The organism is Streptomyces sp. NPDC127119 (assembly GCF_042677425.1).
Taxonomy (GTDB): domain Bacteria; phylum Actinomycetota; class Actinomycetes; order Streptomycetales; family Streptomycetaceae; genus Streptomyces.
In genome coordinates this window covers 81,116-107,552 of sequence record NZ_JBHXTO010000013.1, presented here as the reverse complement: position 1 = coordinate 107,552, position 26,437 = coordinate 81,116, and the positions used below count along the sequence as shown (strand labels likewise).

Below are 26,437 nucleotides of genomic sequence, written 5' to 3'. Positions count from 1 at the left end.
GCTTACCTCCGTGTGCCGTGCGAAATTCTGATCCCCGACCACTCCGACCGCTCCGGTGACTCCGGATTAGGCTCCGGCTCCAACTCCAGTTCCGGCTCTGGGCCATGGCCGTCACCGATGTCCATGCCGAGGAGCAGGGAGCCCAGGCATTTGCCGTGGGTGTCGAGGTTGAGGCTGCGGGTGACCCCACCGTCCAGCGCGCCTTCGAGGACGAATTTCAGCGCGCCCAGGTGCGGCAGCTCGTAACGCCGGACATCGCCTTCACCGCGTTCTCCGCGTTCGAGCAAGGCGGAGAAATGTCGCCGGATCCTCTCGGCGGTCACGACCTCCCTCAGGAGGGGGAAGTCCCGTGCCTCGTAGGCGATGACGGTGATGTCCGAGACGTTTCCCTTGTCACCGGACCGGGCGTGGGCGAGTGCGTGCAGGAGCATCTAGACCTCCGCGAACGTGACCGACGGTGTGACGTCGGAGCGGGGCAGGAAGACCGACGCGATGGCGATCCGCTCGGTGACGGACGTGACCACACCACCGCCGCCGGCGGGGCCGTTGAGCCACATCGCGCTCACCTCGTGCGCGATCCGGCGGGCCCCGTCCTCGGAGTCGGTCCGGCCGGCGACCCGGACACGGACCTCGTTCAGCCGGTCCGGATCACCCGCGCCGAGACCGGGGCCGGGGCCGACATCGGGATTGGTGTTGGGGTTGGGATCGGCGCCGGGACCGAGGCCGCGGCTGACGGAGTCGACTCCGATGAGTTCGTAGCGCGCCTCCCCTGAGGTGATGCCCTGCTTCTCGATCCGCGCGCGCAGGACGTCCAGCGCCAGCCTGGCCCGGGGCAGTGCGTTGGGGCCCGCGTACGAGATCTGGCCCTCGCCGGTGAAGCCGTCGCGGTAGCCGACGGAGACCTTCAGGTCGTCCGGGCGCCGCCGCCCACGCGCTCCTCGGACCAGCACGGTGTCGTGGCCGGACTCGTCGAAGCGGACCTCGGAGAAGTCGGCCACCACATCGGCCGACGGATATGCCGACGGGTCGTGCACTTCGTAGAGCAGCTGTTCCGTGCACGTCGCGGGCGTCACCAGACCGCCCGACCCCGGCACCTTGCTGATCCTGAAGGTTCCGTCGGCGTGCACCTCGGCGATGGGGAAGCCCAGATCGGCGAGGCCGGGAACGTCCTTGTATCCAGGGTCCGCGAAATAGCCGCCCATGACCTGGGCCCCGCATTCCATCAAGTGCCCCGCACAGGCGCCCTTGGCGATCAGGTTCCAGTCGCTGGTGTCCCAGCCGAATTCATGGACAAGGGGTGCAATATATAGCGAAGGGTCCGCAACTCGGCCCGTGATCACTACATCGGCGCCCTGGCTCAGAGCGTGGGTGATCCCTTCGCATCCCAGGTAGGCGTGGGCCGACACCACGCGGTCGCCGAGGGAGCCGACGGTTCCCTCACGCTCCAGGAGCGGGAGATCGGGTCGCTCAAGGATGCGATCGAGTACATCGTCGCCCGTCACCACGGCGACCGACAGTCCATGCAGTTCGGTGGCCCGCGCGAGCCCGGCGACGAGCGCGCCCGCCGCCTGCGGGTTGGCCGCGCCCATATTGGTGATGACGCGAATCCCCCGGCGCGCGCACTCCGGCAGGACGGCCGCCATGCGGTCGGGGAGCCACGGGTTGTATCCGCGGGCGGGGTCGTGGCGCCGCTCCAACTCCGCCAGGGCGACCGAGCGTTCGGCCAGGCATTCGAAGACGAGGTACTGGATGTCGCCGGATTCGACGAGTTGTACGGCGGGCTCGATGCGGTCGTCGGCGAAACCGGCGCCGGAGCCGATGCGCAACGCGCCCCGCTCACTGCCTGAGGCCTGAAGAGTGACCATGTTCGGAGTGTACATACATTTTTTGTAACTGGTAATATTTTTACGAACTTCGATCCGAGGAGTAGCCATGTCCCCGACCGACACCGGATCCGACCGGACGATCACCCAGGCCGTAGAGGCGATGGAGCTGGTGCACAGTGCCGATCTCAGCCCGGACGGCACGCTCGTCGCGTGGTCCTCGTCCCGTATCGAGAGGGACACCGAGCGGCGCGGTCTGCGCCTGAGTGAGGTGGCGAAGGGCTCGGCGGCCTCCGTCCCCGCGCCCTCCGCCGCCCCGGCCTCCGTCCCCGCACCCCCCGCCGCCCTGGTCTCCACCGCCGTCGAGTTCGGTGACAGCGACCACACCCCCCTGTTCTCGCCGGACGGCAGCCGTCTGGCGTTCCTCTCGCAGGACGGACCGGTCACGCGCATCGTCCTCGTCCGCCCCGCCGACGCGCCCGACTTCGTGTTCGAGGTGCTCGTCGACCCGAAGGCGCCGGACCGCTCGGTCTTCGGACGGCCGGCGTGGAGTCCGGACGGCCGCCGTATCGCCTACGCGGCGACGCGGCGGACGCGCGTGCCCGGGGCGCCGTACCGGATCACCCGCGTGATCGGCTGGGCGGACGGGCTCGGCCTCGTCGACGACGCGACCGCGGACATCTTCGTCCTCGACCTCGACACGGGGACGCACACGCGGCTCACGGACGACGAGTGGGTCAACAGCCAGCCCACGTGGTTGCCGCCCTCGGGGACCGGTGAGGACGAGGCTGTTCCTCCGTCGTCCTGGCGGATCGCCTACCGCGCGGGCCTCGGCCCCGACCAGTGGCAACAGGGCGTCGCCGCCGTCCGCTCGGTCGCCGCCGACGGGACCGACGCGACTCCCGTCGAGCACCTGCGCGCACTCGACATCTTCTCCGTGGGTGCATTGGCCGACGGACGGATCGCGGTGACGTCCTCCGGCGCCAAACCGCACTCCGTGGGGCAGTTGTGGACCCTGCGAGCCGTCGACGGTGAGGCCGCGGACCCCGCGCCCTGGCAGTCGACCGACCGCGCCGCGGGTCTGGACCTCGATCTCAACGGCGACGTCCTGGGCGACATAGCCGTTCCGTTCATGGACCCCGACACGAGACTGCTCCTGCACGACGGAGACGCCGTACTGCGCGTGCAGGTCGAGGACCGCCTGGAGGTGCACCGTGTCGCGCTGGACGGCGAGCCGAAGGCCGATCCGGTACTGGCCGGCACGGGCTGCTTCTACCCGCTGGCGGTCGCCGGGCAGCGCCTGCTGTACGGCCACGGCACTCTCACCGGCCCGCCCGACCTGTGGCTCCGCGATCTGGACACGGGCGACGACGTACGCGTCACCGACACCGCCAGCCACAACAGGTCCTGCATCGTGCCGTGCACGGTCACCACCTTCCGCGTGCCCATCGGAAGCGGCGCGACGGTCCAGGCCAAACTGCTGCGGCCCGCCCACGCCGTCGGAGCCCTGCCGACCGTCCTGCTCATCCACGGCGGCCCCAGGTCGGCCTACGGCGAGGCCTATGTCACCGACGCCCATGTCCTGTGCGGCGCGGGGTTCGGGGTGCTCATGGTGAACCCCCGCGGCTCGCGCGGCTACGGCACGGACTTCGCCGACGCCATCATCGGCGACTGGGGCAACAAGGACTTCCACGACCTGATGGCCGCGGTGGACCTCGCGGTGGACGAGGGCTGGGCCGATCCGGACCGGCTGGGGGTCTCCGGGCTGTCGTACGGCGGCTACATGTCCAGCTGGATCGTCGGTCACACCGACCGGTTCAAGGCCGCCGTGATCGAGAATCCCGTGACGAACTTCTGGAGCATGTACGGGACCAGCGATGTCGGGCTGAGTTTCCTTCCCGCGGTGCTGGACGCGCTGCCGCAGACCGACTTCGAGCGCTACCGGCGGCTGTCGCCGATCACCACGGCCCACACCTGCACGACGCCGACCCTGTTGATCCAGGGTGAGGCCGACCACCGGTGCCCGCCCGAGCAGAGCAAGCAGTTCTATTCGGTGCTGCGCCGGGCCGGTTGCGTCGCCGAGCTGCTGATGCTGCCGGACGCCTCCCACGAGGGGGCGATCTCGGGGCCCGTGCCGTCCCGGCGGGCGCAGAACGCGGCGCTCCTCGACTGGATGGTGCGGCATGTGCAGGGGCGTGATCAGGCCCGGCGGGGCGGCGCGGACGACTGACGTGCCGATCCCGAAGCCGTATGAGCCTGCTGAAAGCCGCAGGTCGGACGGCAGATGTTCATGCGAAGTCCGCCCCGTCGGCACCCGCTTTTTCCAGCCACCTAGACGAGTGACGGAACCCGGCGTAGATTGAGAACGTCACTTGGTAGATAACTTACGAAACTGCGAGGGAAGTTATGCGCAAGTCGACAGCCGGGACCACCGCGTGCGGTACGGCGCTGATGGCCACCGCGCTCCTCCTCAGCGGATGCAGCTCCGGCGGTACGGACTCGGCGGCCTCCGGGACCGCCTCTTCGCCCGCGAAACGGGGCGGCTCGCTCTCCATGTCGCTCAGCAGCGCGATCGACACCTGGAACCCCCAGAAGGCACTGGCGACCCAGAGCTACCGGGTGTTCCCCCAGGTCTACGCCTCGCTCCTGCGTTCCACGCCCGACGGCAAGACCCTCCAGCCGGCCCTGGCCTCGTCCTACAAGGCCGATCCCAAGGCCAGGACGCTGAAGTTCACCCTGAGCCCGGACGCCAAGTTCAGTGACGGCAGACCCGTCACGTCGGCCGACGTCAAGTTCTCGGAAGGCCTGTGGAGCAAGGGAGAGCTGTACGGCAGCTACTTCTCCTCCATCAAGTCCGTGGACACGCCGTCCAGGAACACCGTCGTCTTCCACCTCTCCGAACCGGACGAGACGCTCCCCGCCGTCCTGTCGACCGCCAACGCGGCGATCTTCCCCGACAAGTACGGCGGCCGGAGCGCCGCCGCGTACTGGAAGAAACCCGTAGGGGCGGGGCCCTTCGTGATCAGCGGTGAGACCGTGGGACGGTCCATCGCCCTCACCCGGAACCCGCACTACTACCGCTCCGGCCTGCCCTACCTCGACAAGGTCGACTACAAGGTCGTCGCCGACAGGGGACAGCAACTCCTGCAGTTCCAGAGCGGTTCCCTCGACGTCGTCAACGGCGTGGAACTCGAAGCGGCCGCCCAGTACCCCAAGAACAGCATCGTCCGTGCGCCCTCCACCGGCGTCAGCGTCCTCACCATGAACACGAAGTCGGGGCCCCTGGCGGACGTCCGCCTCAGGAAGGCGATCGCGCTGGCCGTCGACTACCGCAAGCTCGTCCGCGGCGGATACGTCGGCGAGGCCGGCGTGGCCACATCCTTGCTGCCGCAGCAGGTGCCCGGCGTCGCCAAATGCCCCAAGTGCACCTGGTCCACCACCGACGTGGACGCCGCGAAGAAGCTGGTCGACGCGTCCGACTACGACGGCCGGACCATCGAGCTGATCGTGCCCAGCGACGGCGGCCCCGGAAAACTCGCGGCACAGGCCCTGACCCCGATGCTGGCCGAGGCGGGCATCAAGGCCACCGTCAGCCCGCTCCCGACCAGCTCCCTGATCGACGATCTGAGCAAGGGCTCCTTCCAGCTCGGCATGGTCACCTACAGCGCACTCGCACCCACCCCCATCGACCCCCTCGGCTTCCTCGGGGCGACCGGCGTCGTGTTCTCCCAGTCCGACCCCGGCCCGGCGAACAAGGCCCTGGCCGCCGTCCACGCGGCGAGCGACACGTCCGAAGTGAGCGCCGCCGTACAGGACTTCGAAGCCACCGCCAACGCCACTCACGCCGTGCTTCCGCTGGCCGTGCCCAACGCGCTCGACGCGGTCTCCGACCGCGTGCAGGGCTTCGTCCCGGCGCCCTACCAGGCGTACTGCGCGGATGAGTTGAACATCAGGAGCTGACAACCGTGTCCGGCACTCTCCATGGAAGGGAGGGAGTTTCGTGGTAGCGATGAGAACGGTGCTCGCCCGGCTGGTCCAGCTGGTGCTCGTCCTGCTCGCGGTCACACTGGTCGTGTTCGTGCTGACCCAGATCGCACCCGGCGACGCGGCCAGACTGCGCCTCGGACCACGAGCCTCGCCCGAGGCGGTGAGCGAACTGCGCCATCAACTGGGCCTCGACCGCAGCCTCCCGCACCAGTACGTGGACTACGTCACCCGGGTGCTGCACGGCGACTTCGGGACGTCCATCGACGGACAGAGCGTCAGCGGCGTCATCGGCCAGCGCATCGGAGACACCCTGTGGCTCCTGCTCGGCACCCTGGTGCTCGCGGTCACGACCTCACTCGTCCTCGCCTGGACCGCAGCCTGGTTCAGGGACCGCCCCGTCGACCACGTGATCAGGCTGGGCGTCCTCCTGGCCCTGTTCCTGCCGGCGTTCTGGGTCGGCTTCCTGCTCATCAGACTGGTGGCCATCCCCACCGGCTGGTTCCCCGTCGCGGACCTGGGATCGAGCCCGGCGGAACTGCTCCGCTCGCTGGTCCTGCCCTCCGTGACCGGCGCGATCATCCTCACGCCCGTCCTGGTACGGAGCCTGCGGTCCAGCCTGATCGACGTGCTCGACTCCGAATACATCGCGGTCGCCAGGTCGCTGGGCGTCGGCGGCCCCACCCTGATCGTCCGGCACGTGCTGCGCAACGCACTCGGCCCGGTCCTCACCCTCCTCGCACTCAACGTCGGCTACCTCTTCTTCGGAGTCGTCATCCTGGAAGCCACCTTCAACATCGCCGGCCTGGGCAGCGCACTGGTCGAGGCGTCCGCGAAACGCGACGTCTACACGGTCCAGGGCATCACGCTGCTGTTCGCCACGGGGGTCGTGCTGGCCAACATCCTCGGCGAGACCGTCGTCTCGCTGCTCGACCCGAGGACGGTGAGCACATGATCGACACGCCTGTCGTCGAGGACGCCGCGCCGCACACCCGATCCTCGCGCCACCTGCGCCGACGCGGCGACGGCAAGCTGGCCGTCGGCGCGGTCATCGTCGCACTGTTCGTCCTGGCCGCGCTCTTCGCACCGCTCATCACCAGCGGACACCCCGCCGAACAGGACCTGCTGAACCGTCTCGCCCCGCCCTCCCGGGCCCACCTCCTCGGCACCGACCAGCTCGGCCGCGACGAATGGACCCGACTGGTCTACGCGATCCGGATCGACCTGCGCGTGGCGGTGCTCGGCTCGCTCATCCCCGCGGTCCTGGGCAGCCTGATCGGTATCGCGGCGGGCCTCGGCAGCAAGTGGCTGGACGCGGCGATCATGCGCACCTCCGACATCGTCGTCTCGCTCCCGCTGTTCATCTTCTTCATCGCCCTGGTCGGCCTGCTCGGCCCCGGCACCGGATTCCTGTTCCTGGGCCCCGGCGAACTGCCGCTCATCATCGGCTTCACGGTCATCTCCTGGGTCGTGTACGCCCGGCTGCTGCGCAGCGAAGTACGCAGAGTGCGCTCCATGGACTACATCCGGGCCGCACGACTGGGTGGCCTGCCCCGCCGGCGGGTGATCGCCTGGCACATCGTGCCGAACGCCATCGGCCAGAGCATCGTCTACTTCTTCGTCGATGTCGGGCTGGCCGTCGTCGCGATCTCGACCCTGTCCTTCCTGGGCGTCGGCATCCCCGTCGGAACCCCCGAATGGGGCTCGATGATCCAGTCGGGCCGCAGCGTCATCCAGACCAACTGGTGGTTGATCGCGGCCCCCGGAGCGGCGATCGCCCTGATCGGCATGGGCCTGGCCCTGATCGGGGACGGCCTGGACGATCGGATCAAGTCATGACCCGTACAGAACGCGTGATCGAGATCGAGAACCTGTCGATCGCCGCGGCGCAGGGCGGAGTCACCCTGGTGGACGACGTGTCCCTGCACGTCGACGCCGGTGGCTGCCTCGGGATCGTAGGTGAGTCCGGATCCGGCAAGAGCCTCACCCTGCGTTCCGTGCTCGGGCTGCTGCCGCCCGCGCTGAAGCAGACCCGGGGGACCACACGGTTCCAGCGGAAGCCGGGGGAGGGGATGCGGTCCGTCGCACCGCGTGAGCTGCGCGGGCACGGGGTCTCCATGATCTTCCAAGAGCCCATGAGCTCGCTGAACCCGACCATGCGCATCGGCGACCTGGTCGCCGCCGGCCCCCGGGCCCTCGGCATGTCCCGCCGGGCCGCCGCGGACCGGGCCCTGCAGCTCCTGACGGAGGTCGGCGTGCCGCACCCGGAGCAACGGGCCCGTGCATGGCCGCACCAGCTCTCCGGAGGCCAGCGCCAGCGCGTGATGATCGCGATGGCGCTGTCGGTGGAACCCTCGCTCCTCCTGTGCGACGAGCCGACGACCGCACTGGACACCACGGTCCAGGACCAGATCCTGACCCTCGTCGAGCGGCTGCGGGCCGAGCGCGGGCTGGCCCTGATCTTCGTCAGCCACGACCTCTCGGTCATCTCCCGTATCGCGGGCCGCACCGCCGTGATGTACGCGGGCCGCATCGTCGAACAAGGCCCCACCCACGACCTGGTCGACAACCCGAGCCATCCCTACACCCGTGCGCTGATCGACTCGATGCCCCAACTGCACGGCCCGCCCACGCGGTTGAAGACCATCAGCGGATCCCCGCCCACCGCAGGACTGCTGCCCCCCGGCTGCCGCTTCGCCCCTCGCTGTCCCCACGTCGCGGACGTGTGCCTCGACGCGGACCCCCCGCTGCTGGCCATCGGCCCGCACCGGGCCACCGCGTGCGTGCGGCAGGCAGTCACGAACGCTGGAGACCAGCCATGAGCGCCCTCGTCGAACTGGACGACATCTCCGTCCACTTCAAGGTCAGGACGCACAGGTCCGTGCCGCCCACGACGCTGCGGGCCGTCGACGGTGTCAGTCTCGCCGTCGAACGCTCCGAGTGTCTCGGCGTGGTCGGCGAGTCCGGATGCGGCAAGTCGACCCTGGCCGGCGTACTCGTCGGTCTGACGGAGCCGACCGCCGGAGTTGTCCGCTACGACGGTCAGGACATGGGAGTCCTCAGGTCGAAGGAGCTGCGCCGGCGGATCCAGATGGTCTTCCAGGACCCGGTCGCCTCGCTCAACCCCCGACGGCGGGTCCGTTCCGTACTGGCCGAACTCATCGACTGCCACGGCCTCGTCCCCGACGCCGGAATGACCTCCGCGCTGAACTCCCTCATGGAGATGGTGAACCTGCCCCCGCGTGTCCTGGACGCGCGACCGCGTGAACTCTCCGGGGGCCAGCGCCAGCGCGTCGCCATCGCACGGGCCCTCGCGGTCCGGCCCGACGTGCTGGTCGCCGACGAGGCGGTGTCCGCCCTCGACGTGTCCGCCCAGGCCACCGTGGTCAACCTGCTGGCCGATCTGCGCGCCGAACTCGGCCTGACGATCGTCTTCATCTCCCACGACCTCGGCATCATCCGCACGCTCTGCGACCGGGTCGCGGTGATGTACGCGGGCCGGGTGGTCGAGGAGGGGGCGGCCGAGACGATCTTCGCCGCGGCCCAGCACCCTTACACGCAGGCCCTGTTGAGGGCCGCACCCGACCTGCGGCGCCGCGGCACCGAACCGCGTCCGCCGGCCCTTGAGGGCGAACCGTCCGGCGCCCTCGACCTGATCACGGGCTGCCCCTTCCGGCCCAGGTGCCCGGAGGCCGAGGCCGCCTGCGCGAAGGCCCCGCCGCCCTACGTCCACGACGGATCGCACCGCACCGCCTGCATCCACGCGCCGTCGAGCCACCGGGCACCGGCCGACACCCCGTAACCACCGCTGCCCACCGGCCACCCGGCCTCGGCACCCGCACGTCACCGAAAGGCATCACTGTGAGCGTCGAGCGTGAACTGCCGTCCGACGAGGCCCATGAACTGATCGGGCTCACCGCCGAGATCGCCGACAAGGAACTCGCCCCGCGCGTGGCCGAGTTCGAGGAGGCCGAGCGTTTCCCCCGCGAGGTCTTCACGCTGCTGGGGTCGGCGGGACTTCTCACCCTGCCGTTCCCGGAGGAGTTCGGCGGCGGCGCGCAGCCCTACTCCGTCTACCTCCAGGTCCTGGAGGAGATCGCCGCACGGTGGGCGGCCGTGGCCGTGGGCATCAGCGTGCACGCCCTGTCCTGCCATCCGGTGAACGCGTTCGGGACCGACCGCCAGAAGGCCGACCTCCTCCCCGACATGCTCGGCGGAGACCTGCTCGGTGCCTACGCCCTGTCCGAGGCGCACGCCGGGTCCGACCCGTCCGCCATGCGGGCCTCCGCCACCGGCACCCCGGAGGGCTGGCGCGCCCGCGGCAGCAAGGCATGGATCACCCACGCGGGACAGGCCGACTACTACACCACCTTCCTGCGCACGGACTCCGACAGCAGGCACGGTGTCTCCTGCTTCCACGTCCCCGCGGGCACCCCCGGCCTCTCCGCGGGCGCCCCCGAACGCAAGATGGGCCTGTGCAGCTCGACGACCGCCACGATGAACTTCGATGACGCGCTGATCCCCGAGGACCACCTCGTCGGACGCCCCGGACAAGGCCTGTCCATCGCGCTGTCCGCCCTCGACGCCGGGCGCCTGGGCATCGCCGCCGTCGCCACCGGCATCGCGCAGGCGAGCCTGGACTACGCGGTGGCGTACGCGAAGGAACGCGAGGCCTTCGGACGCCCGGTCATCGACCATCAAGGAGTCGGTTTCCTGCTCGCGGACATGGCCGCCGCCACCGCGTCCGCCCGCGCCACCTATCTGTCGGCCGCCCGCCGCAAGGACGCGGGCCTCGGCTACAGCCAGGAGGCCAGCATGGCGAAACTCGTCGCCTCGGACACCGCCATGTCGGTGTCCACCGACGCCGTCCAGATCCTCGGCGGCGCCGGATACGTCCGCGACCACCCGGTCGAGCGGTACATGCGCGAGGCCAAGGTCACGCAGATCTTCGAAGGCACCAACCAGATCCAGCGCCTGCTCATCAGCCGCGCACTCGCCCGCACGGCACGCTGATGCCGCGCCGGCCCGCCGCAGGTCCGCCGGCCCCGCCCATCGCCCAGGGCCGTACGGCCGACATCTCGAAGGAGTTCGGAACATGCCCCGCACGTCCGCGAAGACGAAGGACCGACTGGACCCGATCCAGTTGCTGACTCCGCAGGGCGAGGCCGTCAGCGACGCCCGGCTGCCGTTCGACCCGGCCGACGCCGATCTCCCCGCCCTGTACCGGGACATGGTGCTGGCCCGCCGCCTCGACAGCGAGGCCATCGCCCTCCAGCGGCAGGGCGAACTGGGCCTGTGGCCCTCCCTCTTCGGCCAGGAGGCGGCGCAGATCGGTGCCGCCCGCGCGCTGCTCCCCTCCGACATGGTCTTCCCCACCTACCGCGAACACGGTGTGGCCTGGTGCCGCGGACTCGACCCGGCGTCCCTCCTCGGTCTCTTCCGGGGCACCACCCTGGGCGGCTGGGACCCGAGGGACGTCAACTTCAACCTGTACACGCTGGTGATCGGGGCCCAGACCCTGCACGCCGTCGGCTACGCGATGGGAATCGTCCGCGACCCGGTGGGCCCCGCTGTCTCCGCGGCCTCCACAGCAGACGCCCCCGCCGCCCCCGCCGTCCTCGCCTTCCTCGGCGACGGCGCCCTGAGCGAGGGCGAGACCAACGAGGCGTTCATCTGGGCCACGACCCAGTCCCTGCCCGTGGTCTTCTTCTGCCAGAACAACCAGTGGGCGATCTCGGCCCCGTACAGCGTGCAGAGCACCGTCCCCGTCGCGCAGCGCGCCGCCGGATTCGGCCTGCCGGGCATCCGTGTCGACGGCAACGACGTCCTGGCCTGCCTCGCCGCCACCCGCAGCGCACTCCACACGGCCCGTACCGGCGGCGGCCCCACCCTGATCGAGGCGTTCACCTACCGCCGCAACGCCCACACCACCGCGGACGACGCCTCCCGCTACCGCGAGACGGCGGAGGAGGCGGAGTGGGCGGCCAAGGACCCCATCGCCCGGCTGCACGACCACCTGGTGACCACCGGGGCCGCCGACTCCGCGTACTTCGCCGGGATCGAGGCCGAGGCGCAGACCTTCGCGGAAGGCCTGCGCGCCCGCTGCCGTGCGCTGCCCGAGCCCGATCCGGACCTGCCGTTCGAGCACACCTACGCCGAGATGACCCCCGAGCTGAGCCGCCAGCTGGCCGAACACCGTGCCCATCTCGCCTCGCTGCAGGAGTTGCCCGACCCGAGCGGAGAGCGCGCATGACCACGACGACGCTGGCCAGAGCGATCAACGACGGACTGCGGCACGCGCTCATGACCGACCCGGCGGTCCTGCTGCTCGGTGAGGACATCGGCCGTCTCGGCGGCGTCTTCCGCGTCACCGACGGACTCTGCGCCGACTTCGGCACGTCACGCGTGGTGGACACCCCACTGGGCGAAGCCGGGATCGTCGGCACCGCCGTGGGTCTGGCGATGCGCGGATACCGCCCCGTGTGCGAGATCCAGTTCGACGGATTCGTCTATCCGGCCGTCAACCAGATCATCAGCCAGCTGGCCAAGTACCGGCACCGCTCGGGCGGCCGTATAGCCATGCCGGTGGTCATCCGCATCCCGTACGGCGGTGGCATCGGCTCCATCGAGCACCACTCGGAGTCCCCGGAGGCCTACTTCGCGCACACCCCGGGACTCAAGGTCGTCACCTGCGCCACCCCCGACGACGCCTTCAGCATGATCGGCCAGGCCATCTCCAGCGACGACCCGGTCATCTTCCTGGAGCCCAAGCGCCGGTACTGGACCAAGGGCGAGGTCTCCGGCGCACCCTCACTCGACCTGCACCGGGCCCGTACCGTCCGCACGGGTTCCGACCTCACCCTGGTCGCCTACGGGCCGTTGGTCGCACCGGCGCTGGAGACGGCCCGCATCGCGGGGGAGGAGGGGCACAGCGTCGAGGTCATCGACCTGAGAAGCCTCGCACCGCTGGACACGGACACGGTCATGGCCTCCGTGCTGCGCACCGGCCGGCTCGTCATCACCCACGAGGCCTCCCGCACGCACGGCATCGGTGCCGAGATCGCCGCCCGGGTCCAGGAGGAGGCGTTCTACGCGCTGGAGGCCCCCGTCCTGCGGGTGACCGGATACGACACGCCGTACCCGCCGAGCCGCCTCGAGGAGGACTGGCTGCCGGGCGTGGACCGCATGCTGGCCGCCGTGGACCGGAGCCTCGCCCACTGAGAGCCGTCTCCGTGGCCCGACGAACGACCGGCGCGAACACCCTGAAAGGCAGGACCGCCATGCCCACCACCGAAGATTTCTGCCTGCCCGACGTCGGGGAAGGCCTCACGGAGGCCGACATCCTCCAGTGGACCGTGGCCCCCGGCGACACGGTCGAGGTCAACCAGATCATCGTCGAGATAGAGACGGCCAAAGCCGCCGTCGAACTGCCCTCTCCGTACGCGGGCACGGTCGCCGCACTGCACGCCGCCGAAGGCGACACCGTGCCGGTCGGCGCTCCCCTGATCACCATCGCCGTCGGCACACCCGACGAGCATGAAGGGGCGGCGAGACCGGCCGGCTCCGACCAGGGTGCCGAAGGGGGACGCACCGCGCTCCTCGTCGGCTACGGTCCGCGCGACGCGGGTACGGCCCGCCGGCGTACCGCTCGCCCTGCCGCGTCCACCGGGACCGCCGTTGCCGCGCCGGCTCCGCCGCGCGCCGGATCTCTCACTACTGCGTCCGCACCTGCCGCTCCCCGCCCCTCGGCCAAGCCGCCGGTGCGCAAGCTGGCCAAGGACCTCGGTGTCGACCTGCGCACGGTGCCGCCCACCGGACCGCACGGCACCATCAGCCGCGAGGACGTCCATCTCGCCGCCACACCGGTGAAGGCGCCCTCGGGCGACTCGCCCTCCGGAAGCGCCGACGTCAACTCGCGCGGAGAAAGCCGGATCGCGATCCGCGGCGTACGCAAGCACATGGCCGCCGCGATGGTGGCTTCGGCCTTCACCGCCCCGCACGTCACCGAGTTCGTCACCGTGGACGTCAGCGAGACGATGAGACTGCGCGAACTGATGGGCGCCCGGCGCGAGTTCGCCGGGATACGGATCTCGCCGATGCTCTTCGTGGCGAAGGCCCTGCTGCTCGCCCTGCGCGGAACACCGGAGCTGAACTCCGTCTGGGACGAGGCCCGTCAGGAGATCGTGCTCAAGCACTACGTCAACCTCGGCATAGCCGCCGCGACCGACCGGGGCCTGGTGGTGCCCAACATCAAGGACGCGGATCTGCTCTCCCTGCCCGAACTGGCCGCAGCCATAGCGCAGTTGGCGAAGACGGCCCGGGAGGGGCGGACGGAACCGCGCGACCTGGCCGGCGGCACGGTCACCCTCACCAACGTCGGTGTGTTCGGCGTGGACACCGGTACGCCCATCCTCAACCCGGGAGAAGCCGCCATCCTCGCCCTGGGGGCCGTGCGACGCACCCCGTGGGTGGTCCAGGACCAGGCGGGAGAGCGTATCGAGCCGCGCTGGACGGCCCAACTCGCCCTTTCCTTCGACCATCGGCTCGCCGACGGCCGGCAGGGTTCGCGCCTGCTGGCCGACGTGGCGGACCTGCTGCGGGAGCCGGGGCTGGCCATGCTGTGACATCGGCGGTCCGCACCCCCCAGCCACTCGGGATGCGGACCGCTTCCGTGTCAGCCGCTAGTTCAGCTGCGATAGGTGCGCACGTAGTCGAAGCGGGCTGTCGCCCCGGCCGTGTTGAGTGACACCAGGCCGATCCGCAGGGCCTGCTCGTCCGGCAGGGCCCACACACCGGTCCATGTCCAGTGCACGCCGTCGGTGCTGGTGGCGGCCCGTACCTCGTGCTCGCCGCCCGCCCTGTCGGCGTGGTACGCCAGCCGCATCCAGAGCGTCCGCGCGGGCGGCCCGCCGAACATCGGGCCGTACGCCACGGCGGTCGGCGGTGTGGTCGTGGGCCGGGCGCCCTCCTTCGCGAACTCGGTCACATGGGTGACCTTCCCGTCGGTGTGACTCACCGGCAGCACCGCGTGCACCAGCTTGAAGTACCGGTCGTCGCTCCCGTAGAGCACCAGCCCGGCCTGCTGATTGCCCGGACCGTTCGCCAGGTCGAGCTTGGTCTCGACCGTGAAGTCACCGGCCGGTGCGGGGCGGGTGAGGACCGACGCGGTGTTGGTGCCGAGATACAGCTCGGCGTTCTGGGTCGGCCAGGACAGGACACCCTCGCCGGTCGTCGCACCGGCGGCAGGACCCCGTACCCAGCTCCAGTCGGAGGACAGGGCGGCGGAGTCGAACTCGTCGCTGTAGGAGTGCAGTTGAGCACCGGGTCGAGGGTCGGCGACGCGCCGCGTGACCGGCTCGTACAGCTTCACGGCGCCCACGTTGTCGGCGGTCGCTCCGTTCCCGAGTGCGGCGGTGCCGACCTTCCCGGCCCGCGCGGCAGCCGCCGGTACGGTACGGGTCTGGGTGGCCACGGCGTCGCGCAGCCGGTCCGCGCTCACCTCGACGGTGAGGCGGTTGCCGCGCAGCTCGGCCGCCACGTTGCGCCAGGCGTTCCACTGGTAGCCGGACGGGAGCGCGGTCACCTGTTGCCCGGCGCTGACACCGTTCACCCGTACATCGGTGACCAGGGCGTTGCGGGTCCGGTCCAGCCAGGCCACGACATGGTTCGCGGGGTTCTTGTAGGCGAGGACCAGACCGGCCGACCCGCCCGCCGAGGTGACCCGGAGATCGGCCTCGGCGCGTACCCGGGCGGGAGCGTTGCCCGAGGAGACGAGGAAGGCCGGGGCGGTGGCGCTGCCGGAGTGGGTGACGAAGGTGCCGGGGTCCTGCTCGGTGGCCGTCGCCCAGGCCTTCGTACCGGAGCCCTGCGCCTGCCAGCCGTCCAGCGAGCCGTCGTAGAAGGTGCCGCCCGCCTGCCAGGTGGTGACAGGTGCCTCGGTGCCGTCGGAGGAGGGACCGGCGCCGGCCCGGACGACGGGCCAGCCGTCGATCCAGTCGAGCCGGTCGACCAGCATCGGACGCCTGCTGAGGGTGCGGTCGATGCCCGGTACGAGGTCCAGGTCGGGGTCGGCGGCGGGTATGGCGTGGTAGACGAGCCAGTCCTGCCCGGACAGGTCGGTCTGCAGCGCGTTGTGTCCGGGCCCGATCCAGCGGTCGCTCGAACCGACCACGATGCCGCCCTTGCTGACGGGGGACATCAGGTCGGCACCGCGGTCGTCGGTGAAGGGCCCGGTCGGACTGGTGGAGCGGCCCACCTTGACCTGGTAGCCGCTGTACGCGCCGTCGCAGCAGCCCGCGTCCGAGTAGAAGAGGTAGTAGTAGCCGTCGCGTCGGACGACGAAACCGCCCTCCATGCGCCGCCCCTGGGCGACCTCGGTGACCGTGCCCTCGATCCGGGTGCGGTCGCCGTTCATGCGCGCCACGCAGATGGTGTCGTAGCTGCCCCAGTACAGGTACGGCTGTCCGCCGACGTCGGTGAACTGCGCCTGGTCGATGTCACCGGTCGCGCAGCCGCTGTCCGCCGGGAGCACGGCGCCCGCGTCGGTCCAGGGCCCGGTCGGCGTGGGCGCGGTGGCCACTCCGACGGTGTCCTGGTCGGGCACCGAGTAGAAGAGGTTGTAGTGGCCGTTCGTGTAACGGATGTCCGGCGCCCACAGCCGCGAACCGCCGTGCCAGGCCGGCTGGGTCTGCGGGGTGAACACCTCTCCCGCGTACGTCCAGTGGGTGAGGTCGGCCGACTTCAGGATCGGCAGCATGCGTTCGGCGGTCTGGCCCTGGGTCTGGAAGACGGGGTTCTGGGTGCCGTAGGCGTACCAGAAGCCGTCCTTGCCGCGGATCACCGCCGGGTCGGGGAAGGTGTCGACGGTGCCGGCCGTCACCGGGTTGGTGTACGTGGACGCCCGCGCGGGGGAGGCGGTGGCGGTCCCGGCGGGCGGGAGGACCGCGAGCAGGAGGCCGGCGAGTGCGGTGACGACCTGCGCGGTGCGACCAGCTCTTCGGTTCACGCGGTTCAGGCGGTTCGCTCGGTTCACGGGGGCGAGACCTCACTGCTCGAAGGGGATTCGAAGGAGCTCAGGGTCGGGTCGTAGTCGGAGGCGCCGATGTCGTACATGGACGTCATCCAGTGGTGGAAGTTGTCGCCGCGCTCCCGCAGCAGGTCGTACAGACGGCGCATCAGACGCAGCCGGACGGCCTCCAGTTCGGGGTCCGGGTAGCGGTTGGTCAGTTCGTGCGGGTCGCTTTCGAGGTCGTACAGCTCGTTGACCGAGTCGGGATTGACGACCAGCTTGTAGCGGCTGTCGCGCAGCATGCGCTGGGGGTACGGGAAGTGGTGGCCGTGGAACTCGGCGAGCAACTCCTCGGGCCACTCGGGGTGTTCGCCGCGCACCAGCGGCAGCAGACTGCGGCTGTCGGTGGCGGGTTCCGGGTCGCAGCCCGCCAGTTCGAGGATGGTCGCCGTGCAGTCGGTGAGGCTGACGAACTCCTGCCGCACCTGCGGGGCTTGGCCCGGCACGCGGACGATTCCGGGGATGCGGTAGATGTCCTCGTACATCGCCGGACCCTTGTCGTGCAGCCGGTGGGCGCCGGTGAACTCGCCGTGGTCGGCGGTGAAGAAGACCGACGTGTCGTCCTCCAGACCGAGTTCGTCGAGCCGGGTGAGGATGCGCCCGATCTGCTCGTCGACGAGGGTGACGTAACCCCAGTAGACGGCGATGAGTTTGCGGGTGACTTCGAGCGGCATGGTGTCGAAGGTCCAGTGCGCGCTGTAGTTGCGCTGCACGGGCGGTTTGCCCTCGAAGGTCTCCGCTATCGACGCGGGCAGTTCGACGAGTTCCGGGTCGTAGAGGTCGTAGTAGGCGTCCGGCAGCAGATAGGGCAGGTGCGGGCCGAAGAAGTGGGTGGCCAGACAGAAGGGGCGGCCGTCGGCCGCGTACTTCTCCAGGAGTTCGATGGCGCGGGTCGCGAGGTAGTGCTCGAAGGTCGCCTCCACCGGCTGCTGGAGGCGCGCGGCGAGGAGGTTGCCCGGGTTGCCGTTGGGTGTGGTCCCGCGCACCGGATCGGTGATGCGGTACGGCGGCAGGTCCCGTTCCTTGAGATAGGCGAGGTAGTCGGGGTGGTCGACGGGGTTGTGCCAGCCCGGCAGGTCGGGCCCCTCGAAGCCGTAGGAGGCGGCGTTGCGGTGGGTGCCGACGTGCCACTTGCCGACCAGGCCCAGCTGGTAGTCGCGTTCGGCGAGCGCGGCGGGGAAGGTGAAGGCGTCCTCGGCCAGGTCCTCCAGATAGCCGACGTTGCGCTCGTGGTTGGCGAGCAGCTTGTGCCGGAAGGGGGCCTGGCCGGTGAGGAGACTGGCCCGGGCCGGAGTGCAGATGGCGGTGGGCGTGTAGAAGCGGTCGAAACGGGTGCCGGTGGCGGCGAGCCGGTCCAGGTTCGGGGTGGCGACATGCGGATTGCCGTAACAGCCCAGCGTGTCCACGCGGTGCTGGTCGGTCATCAGGAAGAGGAGGTTCACGCGGCGGCCTTCGTGTACACGTCGCCCGCGTAGAACGAGGTCGCGGCCGGGGCCTTCTTCAGCTGGCCGGTGCTCACGAAGAAGTCGCTCATGCCGTCGAGCCACGTGCCGACCGTGCCGTCCTTCGTCTTCGCGACGAGTTCGGCGGTCGTCAGCGTCTCGACGTGACTCGCGTCCGCCTTCACCTTGTCCTCCGGCAGCTTCAGAAGCGCGGCGGTGAGCTTGACCGACTCCTCGGGGTGCGCGGCACGCCAGTCGTTGGCCTCCTGGAGCACCTTGACGACCTTCGCCTCGGCGGGCCCCTTCTTCCCGCCGGTGACGAACGCCGTGGGGAACGAGCCACCGATGTCCTTGGTGCTCGCGACCTCGACCAGGTCCGGCACCTTCTGCTTGATGGTGTCGATGAGCGGGTAGTTGATGCCGGCCCCGTCGATCTGCCCGGAGGAGAAGGCCGAGACGATGGTCGGCGCGTCCATGGCGACCTTCTTGATGTCGTCCATCGTCATCCCGGCCTCACGCAGGGCGAGTTGAAGGATCATCTCGCCGGACGTCCCTTCCGGGACACCGACCTTCTTGCCCTTCAGCCCGGCGATCGAGGTGATGCCCGGCTTGGCGATGACCCGGTCGGCATAGGTCAGCGTGTCGATCGCGACCACCCGTGCCTTCCCGGAGGCGGGCAGCCACAACGCACCGGGACCGATGTACCCGTAGTCGAGATCCCCACTGCCCAGCGCCTGAATCTGAATGGGCCCATTGACGAACGTCTTGTACGAGGCGGACACCCCGTGCTTCTTCCACAGCCCCTGATCGTCGGCGATGGCCAGCAGACTGGCCCCGTTGTAGTCGGCGATGTACCCGAACCGGATCTCGGTACCACCACCACTGTCACCGTCACCGGAGGAGCAGGCGGACACGGAGAGCGTGAGTGCTGTGGCGGAGAGTGAGGTGAGGAGGGTGCGACGGGACATGCTCATGGCGCTGAGCCTTTCGTTTCGTTTCGTGTCGTTTCAGCCCGTCCGGCGTTTGAGGACGAGCGCGAAGCGCGATCAGGGGGCGAGGGGCGCAGCCCCATGCAGTGACGGGAAGGGTAGGGGCGGCGGGGGCGCAAAAGATCGCAGCCGACAGCCGGTCAACTCACCGGGGTCACAGAGGGCTCCTGGTGATACACCGCATGCCAGACCTCATTGCGAATGCGAGCGAACTCGGGGGACAACCGCAGTTCCTCGGTCCGCGGAAAGGGCAGGTCCACCTCGATGACCCGATGGACACGCCCCGGCCGAGCCGCCATCACGACAACGCGCCGCGCCAGATAGACCGCCTCGTCGACGTCATGCGTGACGAAGAGAACGGTCCGCCGCTCCTGCGTCCAGGTGGACAGCAACTGGTCCTGCATCTGCACCCGCGTGAGGGCATCCAGCGCACCGAACGGCTCATCCATCAGCAGGACTTCGGGGTCGACCGCGTAGGCGCGGGCGATCGCACAGCGCTGCTTCATGCCACCCGACAGCGTCTTGGGCAGCGCGTCGGCGAAGTCCTTGAGCCCGACGAGTTCGATGGCGTGGTCGGCCTTGCGGCGCCGCTCGGCGGCGGACAGGGAGGTGAGCTTGAGCCCGAACTCGACATTGCCGCGCACGGTGAGCCAGGGAAAGAGCGCGTATTGCTGGAAGATGACTCCGCGCTCGGGCCCGGGGCCCGTCACGACCGCTCCGTCGACCAGGACCTGCCCGGTGGTGGGTTCGGCGAGACCGGCCGCCAGGTTCAGCAGCGTCGACTTGCCGCAGCCCGAGGGGCCCACGACCGTGACGAACTCACGGTCGGCGATGTCCAGCGACACCTCGTCGAGGGCCGTGAACTCCCCCTGCTTCAAGGGGAAGGTCTTACCGGCCCCCCGGAAGGAGATCTTGGCGCTGGTCGTGCCGGTCGTGCCGGACACGGCGAATACACCGGATGCACCGGACAAGCCGGACGCGTCCGACTTACTGAGTGAGGGCTTCATCGTCGCTCCTGCCAGGCCGTCAGATGGCGTTCCGCGCGCAGCAGCAGGCGGTCCATCACCAGGCCGATCACTCCGATGCTGATCAGCCCGACGAAGATCGTCGGCAGGTCGTAGTAGGTCTGCGCGTGCATCATCTCGTAGCCGAGGCCCTTGTCCGCGGCGATGAGTTCGGCCGCGACGACCGTGGCCCAGGAGGCCCCGAGTCCGATGCGCATACCGACGAGCAGGAACGGGGTGGCGGCCGGAACGACCACCTTGAGGAAGATCACGCGGTCCCGGGCACCCAGCACACGGGCCGCGTTGACGAGCGTGCTGTCCACGCCGATCACCCCCTGGAACGCGGCCACCACACTGGACAGGAACGCGGCCAGGAAGATCACGAAGACCTTGGGTGTCTCACCGATGCCCATGGTCACGATGGCGAGAGGGATGATCGCCAGCGGTGGGACGGTCCGGAAGAACTGCACGTACGGTTCGAGCAGACCGCGGGCCAGCGGGTACCAGCCCATGAGGAATCCGACGGGCACGGCGAGCAGGGTGCCCAGGGCGAAGCCGAGGAAGACCCGGCGCAGGCTCGCCAGCGCGTCCTCGCCGAGTGTGCCGTCGCCCGCCATCTCCAGCGCGCGGGAGCCGACCGACAGGGGACCCGGCACATCCACCAGATGGGCCGAGGTGGCCACGGCCCACACGGCGATGCCCAGGCTGAGTGCCGCCAGGTTGAGCACGAACGGGGGCACGGTCCGCGGCCGGCGCCGCCGACCGGCTGCGGCGGGCGTCCTGTCGGGCCGTTTGTCGGGTGCGGTGAGCACGGTCATGGCGACCTCGGCGGTACGGGGACGGTCACGGTCACTCCACGGAGTTCGGTGTGTGATAGCGGGTGAGCAGGGGGGAGTCGTGCAGGACCAGTGCGATGGCGCCGAGCGCGCCGCCCACTTCGCCGAGCGTGGCCGGCCGCAGGTCGACGTCCGGCCGGGAGACCGGCATCAGATGGGCGGACAGGGCGCGTTCGACGGGCTCGAAGAGGGCGGGTCCGGCCTCGGCGAGTTCGCCGCCGAGCACCGTGACGTGGGGGCCGACCGCGTTGCACACGGCCGCGAGGACGGTTCCCACCCGGGTGCCGACGTCGTCCAGCACGCGGCGTGCGGCCGGGTCCGTGGGCAGCGCCGCCAGGAAGCCGTCCAGATCGGCGACATCGGGGTGGGCGTCGAGTACGGCGCCGATCGAGGCCACCGTCTCCAGACAGCCGTCCTTGCCGCACGAACATCGGCGCCCGTCCGGTTCGGCCGTGATGTGGCCGAACTCGCCGGACAGTCCGCGGGCGCCCCGGTGCAGGGCGCCGCCGACGACCAGCCCTCCGCCGACGCCGTGCGACAGCCGCAGATAGAGCACGTCCTGCACACCGGCCGCCGCTCCCCAGGTCGCCTCGGCCAGCGCCGCGAGCCGGGTGTTGTTGTCGAGCAGCACGGGTACGCCGAAGCGCTTGCGCAGCAGTAGCGGCAGGTCCTCGTGAGGCCGGGGCGCACCGGCAGCGGGGGAGTCGGCCGTGGGGGAGCCGGACCGTTCGGCGGAGCGGCTGCTGACGGCCGAGGTACCGGTGACCGGGATGCCGGTGGTCGAGGTACCGGTCGCGGGGGCGTCGTGCACCGGTCCGACCACGCCCACGCCGATGCCGCTGAGCGCCCCCAGACGCAGGGTGCCCCCGGCGAGTCCGCCGACCAGCCGTGCGGCGAGGTCGACCCGCTTCTCCCAGGACAGCCCCGAGCCGTGTGCCGCGCTCGCGGAACCGATCACCTCGTGGGCGACGTTGACCGCGGCGACGTGCACCGCGCGCCGCGCGAAGTCGAGGCCGATGGCCTGGCCCGCGTCCCGGTGGAGGGTCAGGGTCTCGACCGGCCGGCCGCGGCGGCGCTCGGCGGGGGCGGGAGCCGTGGCCACGACCGCTCCGCTGTCCACCAGCGCGGACACGATGTCGTACAGGGTCGTCCGGGACAGCCCTGTCAGCCGCCCCAACTCGGCCCTGTTGAGCGGGCCGTGGGTGCGCATCTGCCGCAGGACGAGTTCCTCGTGACCACGGCGCAGCCGTGCCAGCGGACCCTCGTGGTCGTGTGCCATGGGGCACAGGATGCGGACTCGGCAGCTTTTACGTCAACAGTCCGGAATAAATCGGTGAACCCGGGATCAAGCTCCACAGGGTCATGAACGCCCAGGTCAGAGCGGTGTTGAAGGCCGTCCCGCGAGGCGGTCACGTTTCATGAGGCTGCAATGTTGCGGTCACCGGGTGCGGGTCGGTCGCGTAGGACGGGCCACCCGGGCGGGGTCCCTCAGGCGTCCCACGCACAGCGGAAGCCGAGGTTGCCCGTGCTGCTGTCGGGCGTGTTGGCCGTACGGGCGGCGACGCGGTAGCGGTTGCAGTACGAGCTGTGGCAGAGGTAGGAGCCACCGCGCATGACGCGGGACGCGCCCTGCGACGGGCCCTTCGGGTCGGTGCGCGGGCGCTCGGAGTGCCGCGTGCCCCACCGGTCGGCGCACCACTCCCACACGTTCCCGGACATGTTGTACAGCCCATGGCCGTTGGGCTCGTACGTGTCCACCGGCGCCGTGCCCCGGTAGCCGTCCTCGGCGGTGTTCTTGGTCGGGAAGTGCCCCTGCCAGATGTTGCAGCGGTGCTCGCCCGCCGGCGTCAGCTCGTCCCCCCACGGGTAGCGGTTCTGCACCAGGCCGCCCCGCGCGGCGTACTCCCACTCGGCTTCGGTGGGCAGCCGGGCACCGGCCCAGCGGCAGTAGGCGGCGGCGTCGTTCCAGGAGAGGTGCACCACGGGGTGGTCGCCGCGGTCGGCCACCGAACTGCCCGGCCCTTCCGGGGTTCGCCAGGTCGCGCCCTCGACCCCGCACCACCAGGGCGTCTGCGGCGGCCTGGCCGCGCCGCGCCGCAGGGCGGCGGGCAGGAATCCGGCGAAGACGAACGACCAGCCGAAGCGCTCCGCCTCGGTGACGTGACCGGTCGTCTCGGCGAACCGGGCGAACCGGTCGTTGGTCACGGCGTGAGCATCGATCCGGAAAGGTGAGAGGACGACCTCGCGCACCGGTCCCTCGCCGTCGTCGGGGAATCCGTCGGTGTCCCGGGTCCCCATCAGGAAGGAACCGCCACCCAGCAGCACGCTCGCGTCCCGGTCCCGGCCCGGGGCCCCCTGGCCCTGGTCCCGCACCTCGTCCGGCACGCGGTCCGCGGTGGCGCGGACCGTCGGCCCGAGGGAGAGTCCCGCCGCGCCCCGGTCGACCGAGGGCGCGCAACAGCTCCCGGACTCCGCCTCGTCCACCCGGCCTCCCGCAAGAAGTGATCTCTGTTCGAGGCTACGGCACCTGAGGGGAGGTGATCATTGCGGCCTTCGCCGAGGCCGTGGGCCGGGAAAACACCCCGGACCTCGCGAAGGGACAGAAGTGGCAGAGGTCCGGACGCTGCCTGATGCTGGGCTCTACAGGCCACCCATGTGCGCTGTCGAGTCATCTTCTGGCCGTTTGTCGGCAGATGTACCGGGCAATCGGGACGAAGCGTTTCAGCCGGACGATGTGTGCAGGAGGCCCGCGTGAACGCCACGCCCCCCGAAGTGACCGACGCCGTGCGCTCCCCGGAGCGGCGGACGGCTGACCTGTTCACCCACTTCGTCGAGCGCGAGGCCTCCGGAGTGCCGCTGCCGGGCCGGTCGACGGCCCATCGCTTCGCCGTCCTGAGCGCGCTGGGTCGCCGGGACCTGTCCCTGGCGCGGCTCGCGGAAGGACACCTGGACGCGACGGCGATCCTGCACGAACTGGACGACTCCCTGCCCGCCGAAGGCGAACGATGGGGAGTGTGGGCCGCGCGCCCGCCCGGCCCCGGTGTGCACGCCACCCGCAGCGAGCAGGGGTGGCGGATCAGCGGAGTCAAGCCCTACTGCTCGGGTGCCCGCAGCTGCACCCACGCCCTGGTGACCGCGGACGCCGACGACGGCCACCGCCTGTTCGCCGTCGCCCTGGACCACCCGGGCGCCCGGGCCGTGGAAGGGACCTGGCCGGCGATCGGCATGGCCGGGAGCGACAGCCTGGACATGTCGTTCACCGACGTACCCGCACGAGCCGTCGGCGGGGTGGACGGCCATGTGCTGCGCCCCGGCTTCCAGCACGGGGGCATCGGGGTGGCGGCCTGCTGGCTCGGCGGTGCGCACGCGGTCGCCGCGCCGCTGTACGGGCGAGCGGCGGCGGGGCAGCTGAACGGCCACGCGGCCGCCCACCTCGGAGCGGTCGACATGCTGCTGCACACCGCCGACACCGTGCTGCGCCGGGCGGGCGACGACATCGACGCCGACCCCTTCGACGTACGCGAGGAGGCACGGGTGCGCGGCCTGCGGGTGCGGGCCCTGGCCGAAAAGGTGTGCACGGAGGTACTGGAGCACGTCGGGCGTGCCACGGGCGCGGGGCCGCTGTGCCGCGACGAACGGCACGCCCGCGCGGTGGCGGACCTGACGGTGTACGTGCGCCAGCACCACGCCGAGTCGAACCTGGCCGAACTGGGCCGCCTGGCCACCACGGACTCCCCGGCCGCTACGGCTCCCGCGGCCACCACGGGCCCTGCGACCGTCAAGGGCGCCGCGACCTCGGTGCCCGATGGTTCGGATGGGGCCCGGGTGGATTGCGTTTGCACACCAGGGGTACCGGGAGGGGGCAAATCCGTACGAGACATCCCCGTACGCAACCTATGAGCCGTACGTGATGTGCAAGCTGCACAAGCTGTATCAACGGTACAGAACGCACGAGACAGGAGACATGAACATGGCTTCTCAGGCCACCCCCCGCTACACGGTCCCGGGCCTCACGGTGGAGAACGCCTCCACGCTCATCGAGCTGCTGCAGCTGCGGCTGCACGCCCTCAACGATCTCCACCTCACGCTCAAGCACGTCCACTGGAACGTGGTGGGGCCGCACTTCATCGCCGTACACGAAATGCTCGACCCGCAGGTCGACCGCGTGCGTGACATGGCCGACGACGTCGGGGAGCGGCTGGCGGCCCTCGGAGGCGTCGCCCACGGCACTCCCGGCACGCTGGTCGAGGAGCGCACGTGGAAGGACTACAGCGTGGAGCGGGCCGACGCGATCGCCCACCTCGGCGCGCTCGACGTCGTGTACACCGGTCTGATCCAGGACGTGCGCGCCGCGGTCGAGACGTCGGGCGACATCGACCCCGCCACCGAGGACCTGCTGATCGGGCAGCTGCGTGACCTGGAGCAGTTCCAGTGGTTCGTCCGGGCACACCTGGAGACCGCGGGCGGCACCCTCAGCACGGCCGACGCCACCACCGAGGCCGGCGCCGCCGAGAAGGCCTCGAAGGCCTCGAAGGCCTCGAAGGCCTGACGGACCCGCCACACGGGCACACCACGCCCCCTTCGCGACACGCCCCCTTCGCATCGAGAGAAAGGCTCACCGAGATGTCCGACAAGCCGCTCAACGGTCACCGGGTACTGGTGCTCGTCACCAACTACGGAGTTGAGCAGGACGAGTTGGTGGTGCCGGTCCGCCGGCTCCGGGAGAACGGGGCGGACGTCACGGTCGCGGCCGTCAGCTCGGATCCCATCGAGACACTGGTGGGCGACAAGGACCCCGGGGAGACGGTGGACCCCACCACGACGCTCGACGCGATGGACGCCGACGCGTACGAGCTGCTGCTGCTCCCCGGCGGCACCATCAACGCCGACCAGCTCCGTCTGCAGGACAAGGCCCTTGAGACGGTCAAGGCGTTCGCGGCGTCGGGCCGGCCGGTCGCTGCGATCTGCCACGGCCCCTGGGCCCTGGTGGAGGCCGACGTCCTGAACGGCAAGACGCTGACGTCGTTCCCCTCCGTGCGCACCGACATCCGTAACGCGGGCGCCAGGGAATGGGTGGACGAGGAGGTCGTGAGCGACAGCGCGAACGGCTACACCCTGGTCACCTCCCGGACGCCGAAGGACCTCGACGCATTCGTGGGTGCCGTCGGCAAGGCCCTGGTCGGCTCCTGAGCCCCGCCCGGCGCTACGCCGGCCCCGCCCGCAGCCCTCGGCCGACAGCGGTCGGCCATCTGTCGGCCCGGCATCCCCCCCGTGGCCCCCGCCCGATCAGG

At 70.4% G+C, this 26,437-nt stretch carries 22 protein-coding genes; 13 read left to right on the top strand and 9 right to left on the bottom strand.

Annotated elements, in window-relative coordinates; genetic code table 11:
• Positions 1-2 precede the first annotated feature (2 nt).
• Together ACFVH5_RS09445 and ACFVH5_RS09440 are read right to left on the bottom strand one after the other, a co-directional pair.
• Positions 3-431 carry a hypothetical protein gene (locus tag ACFVH5_RS09445; protein ID WP_385832965.1) on the bottom strand — a complete coding sequence of 143 codons (429 nt, stop codon included), beginning with the start codon at positions 429-431 and terminating at the stop codon, positions 3-5.
• On the bottom strand, positions 432-1,865 hold the full coding sequence (locus ACFVH5_RS09440; RefSeq protein WP_385832964.1) for an acyclic terpene utilization AtuA family protein: 1,434 nt from the start codon (positions 1,863-1,865) through the stop codon (positions 432-434). It abuts the gene before it with no gap.
• 67 nt (positions 1,866-1,932) lie between these two features.
• Between ACFVH5_RS09440 and ACFVH5_RS09435 the strand changes: the two genes are divergently transcribed.
• From ACFVH5_RS09435 to ACFVH5_RS09390, 10 genes are all read left to right on the top strand, one after another.
• Positions 1,933-4,053, top strand: a complete 2,121-nt coding sequence (locus tag ACFVH5_RS09435) for a prolyl oligopeptidase family serine peptidase (protein ID WP_385832963.1) — start codon at positions 1,933-1,935, stop codon at positions 4,051-4,053.
• A gap of 176 nt (positions 4,054-4,229) precedes the next feature.
• Complete coding sequence (locus tag ACFVH5_RS09430) at positions 4,230-5,783, top strand: ABC transporter substrate-binding protein (protein WP_385832962.1); 1,554 nt, start codon at positions 4,230-4,232, stop codon at positions 5,781-5,783.
• Between the two features lie 49 nt (positions 5,784-5,832).
• Positions 5,833-6,762, top strand: coding sequence for an ABC transporter permease (locus ACFVH5_RS09425; protein WP_384797175.1), 930 nt, complete (start codon positions 5,833-5,835; stop codon positions 6,760-6,762).
• Positions 6,759-7,646 (top strand): ABC transporter permease, encoded by an 888-nt coding sequence (locus ACFVH5_RS09420; RefSeq protein ID WP_385832961.1) that lies wholly within the window; start codon positions 6,759-6,761, stop codon positions 7,644-7,646. The genes ACFVH5_RS09425 and ACFVH5_RS09420 overlap by 4 nt, the downstream gene beginning before the upstream one ends.
• Positions 7,643-8,629: an ABC transporter ATP-binding protein gene (locus tag ACFVH5_RS09415; protein ID WP_385832960.1), complete on the top strand. Its 987-nt coding sequence runs from the start codon at positions 7,643-7,645 to the stop codon at positions 8,627-8,629. The genes ACFVH5_RS09420 and ACFVH5_RS09415 overlap by 4 nt, the downstream gene beginning before the upstream one ends.
• A complete protein-coding gene (locus tag ACFVH5_RS09410) occupies positions 8,626-9,609 on the top strand; it encodes an oligopeptide/dipeptide ABC transporter ATP-binding protein (protein ID WP_385832958.1) in 984 nt (327 codons plus the stop codon). Before ACFVH5_RS09415 ends, ACFVH5_RS09410 begins: the two co-directional genes overlap by 4 nt.
• A gap of 59 nt (positions 9,610-9,668) precedes the next feature.
• Entirely contained in the window at positions 9,669-10,820 is a 1,152-nt protein-coding gene (locus tag ACFVH5_RS09405; RefSeq protein WP_385832957.1) for an acyl-CoA dehydrogenase family protein, read from the top strand.
• Positions 10,821-10,902: 82 nt separating this feature from the next.
• Positions 10,903-12,060: a thiamine pyrophosphate-dependent enzyme gene (locus ACFVH5_RS09400; protein WP_385832956.1), complete on the top strand. Its 1,158-nt coding sequence runs from the start codon at positions 10,903-10,905 to the stop codon at positions 12,058-12,060.
• Positions 12,057-13,028 (top strand): alpha-ketoacid dehydrogenase subunit beta, encoded by a 972-nt coding sequence (locus tag ACFVH5_RS09395; RefSeq protein ID WP_385832955.1) that lies wholly within the window; start codon positions 12,057-12,059, stop codon positions 13,026-13,028. The genes ACFVH5_RS09400 and ACFVH5_RS09395 overlap by 4 nt, the downstream gene beginning before the upstream one ends.
• Positions 13,029-13,087: 59 nt before the next feature.
• Positions 13,088-14,431, top strand: coding sequence for a dihydrolipoamide acetyltransferase family protein (locus ACFVH5_RS09390; RefSeq protein WP_385832953.1), 1,344 nt, complete (start codon positions 13,088-13,090; stop codon positions 14,429-14,431).
• Between the two features lie 62 nt (positions 14,432-14,493).
• On the opposite strand, the gene ACFVH5_RS09385 is transcribed toward ACFVH5_RS09390, so the two are convergent.
• The 7 genes from ACFVH5_RS09385 to ACFVH5_RS09355 all read right to left on the bottom strand — a co-directional run bounded on the left by ACFVH5_RS09385 (position 14,494) and on the right by ACFVH5_RS09355 (position 23,630).
• Positions 14,494-16,812: a family 43 glycosylhydrolase gene (locus ACFVH5_RS09385; protein ID WP_385832952.1), complete on the bottom strand. Its 2,319-nt coding sequence runs from the start codon at positions 16,810-16,812 to the stop codon at positions 14,494-14,496.
• A gap of 23 nt (positions 16,813-16,835) precedes the next feature.
• Positions 16,836-18,317 (bottom strand): sulfatase-like hydrolase/transferase, encoded by a 1,482-nt coding sequence (locus tag ACFVH5_RS09380; protein WP_385832951.1) that lies wholly within the window; start codon positions 18,315-18,317, stop codon positions 16,836-16,838.
• A complete protein-coding gene (locus ACFVH5_RS09375) occupies positions 18,314-19,291 on the bottom strand; it encodes an aliphatic sulfonate ABC transporter substrate-binding protein (protein WP_385832950.1) in 978 nt (325 codons plus the stop codon). Before ACFVH5_RS09375 ends, ACFVH5_RS09380 begins: the two co-directional genes overlap by 4 nt.
• Positions 19,292-19,446: 155 nt before the next feature.
• Positions 19,447-20,313, bottom strand: coding sequence for an ABC transporter ATP-binding protein (locus tag ACFVH5_RS09370; protein ID WP_385832949.1), 867 nt, complete (start codon positions 20,311-20,313; stop codon positions 19,447-19,449).
• The gene (locus ACFVH5_RS09365) at positions 20,310-21,128 is read right to left on the bottom strand and encodes an ABC transporter permease (RefSeq protein WP_385832948.1); all 819 of its coding nucleotides are present in this window, start codon (positions 21,126-21,128) and stop codon (positions 20,310-20,312) included. Before ACFVH5_RS09365 ends, ACFVH5_RS09370 begins: the two co-directional genes overlap by 4 nt.
• Before the next feature lie 31 nt (positions 21,129-21,159).
• Entirely contained in the window at positions 21,160-22,425 is a 1,266-nt protein-coding gene (locus ACFVH5_RS09360) for an ROK family protein (RefSeq protein ID WP_385832947.1), read from the bottom strand.
• Between the two features lie 209 nt (positions 22,426-22,634).
• Positions 22,635-23,630, bottom strand: a complete 996-nt coding sequence (locus ACFVH5_RS09355; RefSeq protein ID WP_385832946.1) for a formylglycine-generating enzyme family protein — start codon at positions 23,628-23,630, stop codon at positions 22,635-22,637.
• Between the two features lie 267 nt (positions 23,631-23,897).
• Between ACFVH5_RS09355 and ACFVH5_RS09350 the strand changes: the two genes are divergently transcribed.
• The 3 genes from ACFVH5_RS09350 (at position 23,898) to ACFVH5_RS09340 (ending at position 26,336) form a co-directional block, all read left to right on the top strand.
• Positions 23,898-25,046 (top strand): acyl-CoA dehydrogenase, encoded by a 1,149-nt coding sequence (locus tag ACFVH5_RS09350; RefSeq protein WP_385832945.1) that lies wholly within the window; start codon positions 23,898-23,900, stop codon positions 25,044-25,046.
• Positions 25,047-25,116: 70 nt separating this feature from the next.
• A complete protein-coding gene (locus tag ACFVH5_RS09345; RefSeq protein WP_385832944.1) occupies positions 25,117-25,695 on the top strand; it encodes a Dps family protein in 579 nt (192 codons plus the stop codon).
• Positions 25,696-25,769: 74 nt separating this feature from the next.
• The gene (locus ACFVH5_RS09340; protein ID WP_385832943.1) at positions 25,770-26,336 is read left to right on the top strand and encodes a type 1 glutamine amidotransferase domain-containing protein; all 567 of its coding nucleotides are present in this window, start codon (positions 25,770-25,772) and stop codon (positions 26,334-26,336) included.
• Positions 26,337-26,437: the final 101 nt, after the last annotated feature.